The organism is Flavobacterium sp. DW-iso2 (assembly GCF_058725285.1).
In genome coordinates this window covers 1-4577 of sequence record NZ_JBZXDY010000052.1, presented here as the reverse complement: position 1 = coordinate 4577, position 4577 = coordinate 1, and the positions used below count along the sequence as shown (strand labels likewise).

3 protein-coding genes and 3 pseudogenes are annotated in these 4577 nt (G+C 31.2%); all 6 read right to left on the bottom strand.

Annotated elements, in window-relative coordinates; all coding sequences use genetic code 11:
- Positions 1-406: 406 nt before the first annotated feature.
- Positions 407-511: pseudogene (locus AC4PRO_RS18015) on the bottom strand (REP-associated tyrosine transposase); the annotation flags it as partial.
- Between the two features lie 420 nt (positions 512-931).
- Complete coding sequence (locus tag AC4PRO_RS18010; protein WP_492118374.1) at positions 932-1330, bottom strand: hypothetical protein; 399 nt, start codon at positions 1328-1330, stop codon at positions 932-934.
- Positions 1331-1466: 136 nt separating this feature from the next.
- Positions 1467-2606, bottom strand: a complete 1140-nt coding sequence (locus AC4PRO_RS18005; RefSeq protein WP_492118373.1) for a hypothetical protein — start codon at positions 2604-2606, stop codon at positions 1467-1469.
- A gap of 363 nt (positions 2607-2969) precedes the next feature.
- Positions 2970-3074, bottom strand: a pseudogene (locus AC4PRO_RS18000) (REP-associated tyrosine transposase); the annotation flags it as partial.
- Positions 3075-3325: 251 nt separating this feature from the next.
- Positions 3326-3718, bottom strand: a complete 393-nt coding sequence (locus tag AC4PRO_RS17995) for a hypothetical protein (protein ID WP_492118372.1) — start codon at positions 3716-3718, stop codon at positions 3326-3328.
- Positions 3719-3793: 75 nt separating this feature from the next.
- A pseudogene (locus AC4PRO_RS17990) lies at positions 3794-4577 on the bottom strand (hypothetical protein); the annotation flags it as partial.

Here is a 4577-nt window from a genome sequence, read left to right as displayed (position 1 = left end):
TGAGCTTCAATAGTATGATTTAAGATCACTGTTTCTTCAACTTGGCAATTACTTAAGGTGAGTGCCAGAACAAAAAGCAGTAGAAATTTGCTAATGCAGCTTTGTGGTTTGTGGTTTGTGGTTTGTGGTTTGTGGTTTGTGGTTTGTTTCATAGTTTGAATCGTAAAGTTAAGACTATTCGGTTAAATAGAGTAAGACAAACTTATTGAATTAACATTATTAATAAAATACCCAGTTTTAGTGATATTTTAAAAACACAAACCCTTTCCAGTTTGAAAGGAAAAGGTTTGTTTAATTTATTCGTTTTATTAGAATTACTGCACTTCAAACCTGAAGGAGATAATGGAATGAGTAGGATCTACATACACACAGCTAAATAATTTATGATGGTTTGGTTTTGATTACAGCAGCGAGCATAAATTTCTAAACCTTTCTTTTCTTTACAATGTTTTAATCCGTTGGTGATAACATATTTTTGATTCAATCTTGTAAAAAGGTCTATCGACCCCACAGTTGTTATGGTTATAAAATAGGCCTCGTCTGTAGTTGTGGCTTCGTATTTTGTTGACTTATTTTTGTTCTAAAAATACTAAAAAAAAGCTACAATTTTTTACAGAATGTAGCTCTTTGACTTGTTTTGTTTGCTCAACTTTGTGGGCACAGAATGCAATTCTGCGCCATCGGGTTGAGGCGATTTGATTTTATATAAAAATCCCCTTCTGGGTTTAAAACCGGGAAGGGGATGAGTGGAATGAATAGTACCTATGAATCCATAGTTAATTAGTTTTAGGATAATATGGTTTGGCGTATAGCAGCGGGCGCAAAGTCAGGAGACATTTGCGCAGCAGCCTTAGATTTTTATTAATTTTTGTTTTTATGAACACTTCGCAGAGCTGGGGATTTAATACCTTTTTCAATTAGTCTTACTTTTTTATTGAATTGCGAATTCTGGACTTACTTGAACATATTCCACTTCTTTATTTTTTTTATTAACTACAACTATTACGTAGCTATCGGTTAAATTCATGACTTTAACATCGTCAAGTTTGCTATTGTATTTTAACTTATAAAGGTTTGAAGTTTGAGCAAATTTTTTAAAACAAAGAATTTTTTTTGGTTTAGTAATTTTTATGATTTTTTTTTGTACAAAATATATAGCACCCTCACTTGAATCATAATTGTCTTTTATAATATACTCTTTATCATCAGATTTAGACTGATATAAATAGTTGTCTAATTTAAAAAATATTGTGTCTTTTGATTTTTCCTGAGCTTTTAGAGTATTCATAGAAAAAAATGAAATTATAATAATTATAAAGTGTATTTTCATAATAAATAATTTATGTTTTATGGACAATTTACTGATTTTGACATTTTTGTTACTCTATCTGCCAGTTGATTTATATCTTTTTGCTGTTGAGGTGTTAAATTTGTCCAAGCTTGAACATCATTTTCTTTAGGCCTGATCAAGCCAAAGCCTCATAAAAAGCATCACTCGGTTCTTCTCCATAATAATCCGTATAATTTTTATAATCATTAGGAAGTACAGTTTTATTAAATTCTTTAAGAGCTTCTTTCATACTAGATAAGTATAATGTAGCCATAGTGCCGTGCTGGTTTCCGTATTTGTTATATTCTTGTTTAAAAACAAATGTTCCTGGTATTGTATTAACATTGTATAGTTTTCTAATTATATCTGCGTGAATGTATTCGTGTAAAATGGTTCTTGCGGCATCAAGAACTGATTGTTCATTTGAGCGCGAAGTGCTAATTGCTATATTTATTAATTTGGAGTTTATATCTTTATTATATGTTGTTGCGCCATTAATTTCTAACCCCGTATTTTTAGATATAATTATATCTTTGGAAACAATTTTAATATCAAAAGAGGAAGAGCTACCTTGGAAATTAGCCAATAAATTTTGGACAAAAGAATCTCCATTTTTTGTAAGTAAGTCATTAATACATTTTGCCTTACCTGTAAGCTCTGCGTCGTCAATTTGTTCTTCGATGGTATCGAATGAAAGATCTGATCCACCACCACCACCAACATGAGGAGGGTATCCATAATTGTCACCGCCGCTATCACCGCCACCACTTGAGCAGGATATTGGTGCAATTCGCTCAAATCTACCATCTTCATACATCCAACCAATGTAGACACACATCATCGCCATTCTAGCAGTCGGATCAGGTTTGTGTAAAAAGCTATTTTTAAATTCATTAAAATTTAGAACTTCGCCCTTTTGGTTTTTAACTAAAATAACTCCATTAAATTCATCGTTAATTTGATAGAAATTAAATGTTTTATCGGTGTTATCAAAGGTTTTATTTGTTGTTAAAATTTGTACATGATTGTATGTGAAGCCATTTTTAGATTTTATAAATACTAACCTATTATGGTTTGAATAAATTACTGCTCCCACTTTAGTAGTTATATTAGTATTGAGAGTTAATGGAACTTCTATTATTTCTCCTTGCTCACCATTAGTAACAATAGCTTTATTCCAATCAATATCTTTTGTATAGCTTAAAACAGGAAATTCTTTTAAAGTAATATTATTGTTGAACCATGTTTGAGCTTCAATAGTATGATTTAAGATCACTGTTTCTTCAACTTGGCAATTACTTAAGGTGAGTGCCAGAACAAAAAGTAGTAGAAATTTGCTAATGCAGCTTTGTGGTTTGTGGTTTGTGGTTTGTGGTTTGTTTCATAGATTGAATCGTAAAGTTAAGACTATTCGGTTAAATAGAGTAAGACAAACTTATTGAATTAACATTATTAATAAAATACCCAGTTTTAGTGATATTTTAAAAACACAAACCCTTTCCAGTTTGAAAGGAAAAGGTTTGTTTAATTTATTCGTTTTATTAGAATTACTGTACTTCAAACCTGAAGGGGATAATGGAATGAGTAGGATCTACATACACACAGCTAAATAATTTATGATGGTTTGGTTTTGATTACAGCAGCGAGCATAAATTTCTAAACCTTTCTTTTCTTTACAATGTTTTAATGCGTTGGTGATAACATATTTTTGATTCAATCTTGTAAAAACGTCTATCCAACCCACAGTTGTTATGCTTATAAAATAGGCTTTGTTTGTAGTTGTGGCTTTGTATTTTGTTGACCTGTTTTTGTTTTAAAAATACTAAAAAAAAGCTACAACTTTTTACAGAATGTAGCTCTTTGACTTGTTTTGTTTGCTCAACTTTGTGGGCACAGAATGCAATTCTGCGCTATCGGGTCATACATTTCATGTTCGTCAATATCTTTTTGTAAATCCATTTATCGATAAGGAGCATCCTTTAGATTGGTGTGGTTTTATTCAATTCTAACAGCTGCCACAACTTGAATATATTCTGATTTATTTCTTTTTGTCAAAAAAATAATATAATTGTTTAAAAAAAAGGCTAGTTTATAATCGTCTAACTGTGGTTCCTTATTTTTATCATAGTATTTAGAGGATCGTATAAATTTTTTAAGACATAGGTTTTTTTTTGGTTTTAGATTATTTAGGACTTTTACTTCTTTAAAGAAAAAATTACCGTAACTAGCGCCACTTCCATCTTTTATATAAAACTCGTTTGGCATTTCAACAAGTGTTCTAATGTATTTATTGTTATAATTAAAAAAGAGTGTGTCTTTTTGTTTTTCTTGAGCCTGTAAATTAGGGCCTATAAATAGAGATAGTAAAAGGAGAATTGCTGTTTTCATATTTAAAGTTTTAAAATTTTATAATCTAAACTAGGTAAGGAAATTTCAATACCTAGTTTGGATTTTTTTTACTATTTAGTTGGAGGAGGTAGGGCAAGGTACTGTTTTACTTAAATTAGGAACTCTATTAGCGAGTGCTTCTATAGCAGCTTTTTTTTCTGCAGGTAAACCTACCCAGGCTTTAACATTGTTGTCTCTAAGTCCGCTCCAAGCCATAGCCTCATAAAAAGCATCAGTAGGCGTTGCGCCATAGTAATTAGTGTATTTATTATAATCATCTGTAAGCACATTTTTATGAAATGCTTTTAAAGCTTCTTTCATACTATTGAGGTATAATTCTGCCATAGTTCCATGAGCATTTCCATATTCTTCATACGCTGTTTTAAAGTCTAATCTTTCTTGATTTGGACCGTTTACTGTATTTAGTTTTCTAATAATATCTGCATGTATGTATTCATGCATTATGGTTCTTGCTCCTTCTAGAGCAGCATGTAGATCTGTTCTAGAAGTGCTGATTTCAATTGTTATTAAAGTACTTCCTATGTTTTCGATATATGAGGTCGCTCCATTAAGTTCTTTAATATTTCCATCTTTATCTAATACAGTTATTTTGTTTTTTGAAACAATTTTAATATCAAATTCTGATTCACCTTCAAAATTGGCCAATAGATTCTGTATAAAAGAATCACCATTTTTGTCTAATAAAGCATTGAGACATTTTGCTTTTCCAGTAAGCTCTGCGTCGTCAATTTGTTCTTCGATGGTATCGAATGAAAGATCTAATCCACCACCACCACCAACATGAGGAGGGTATCCATAATTGTCACCGCCGCTATCACCGCCACCACTTGAGCAGGAT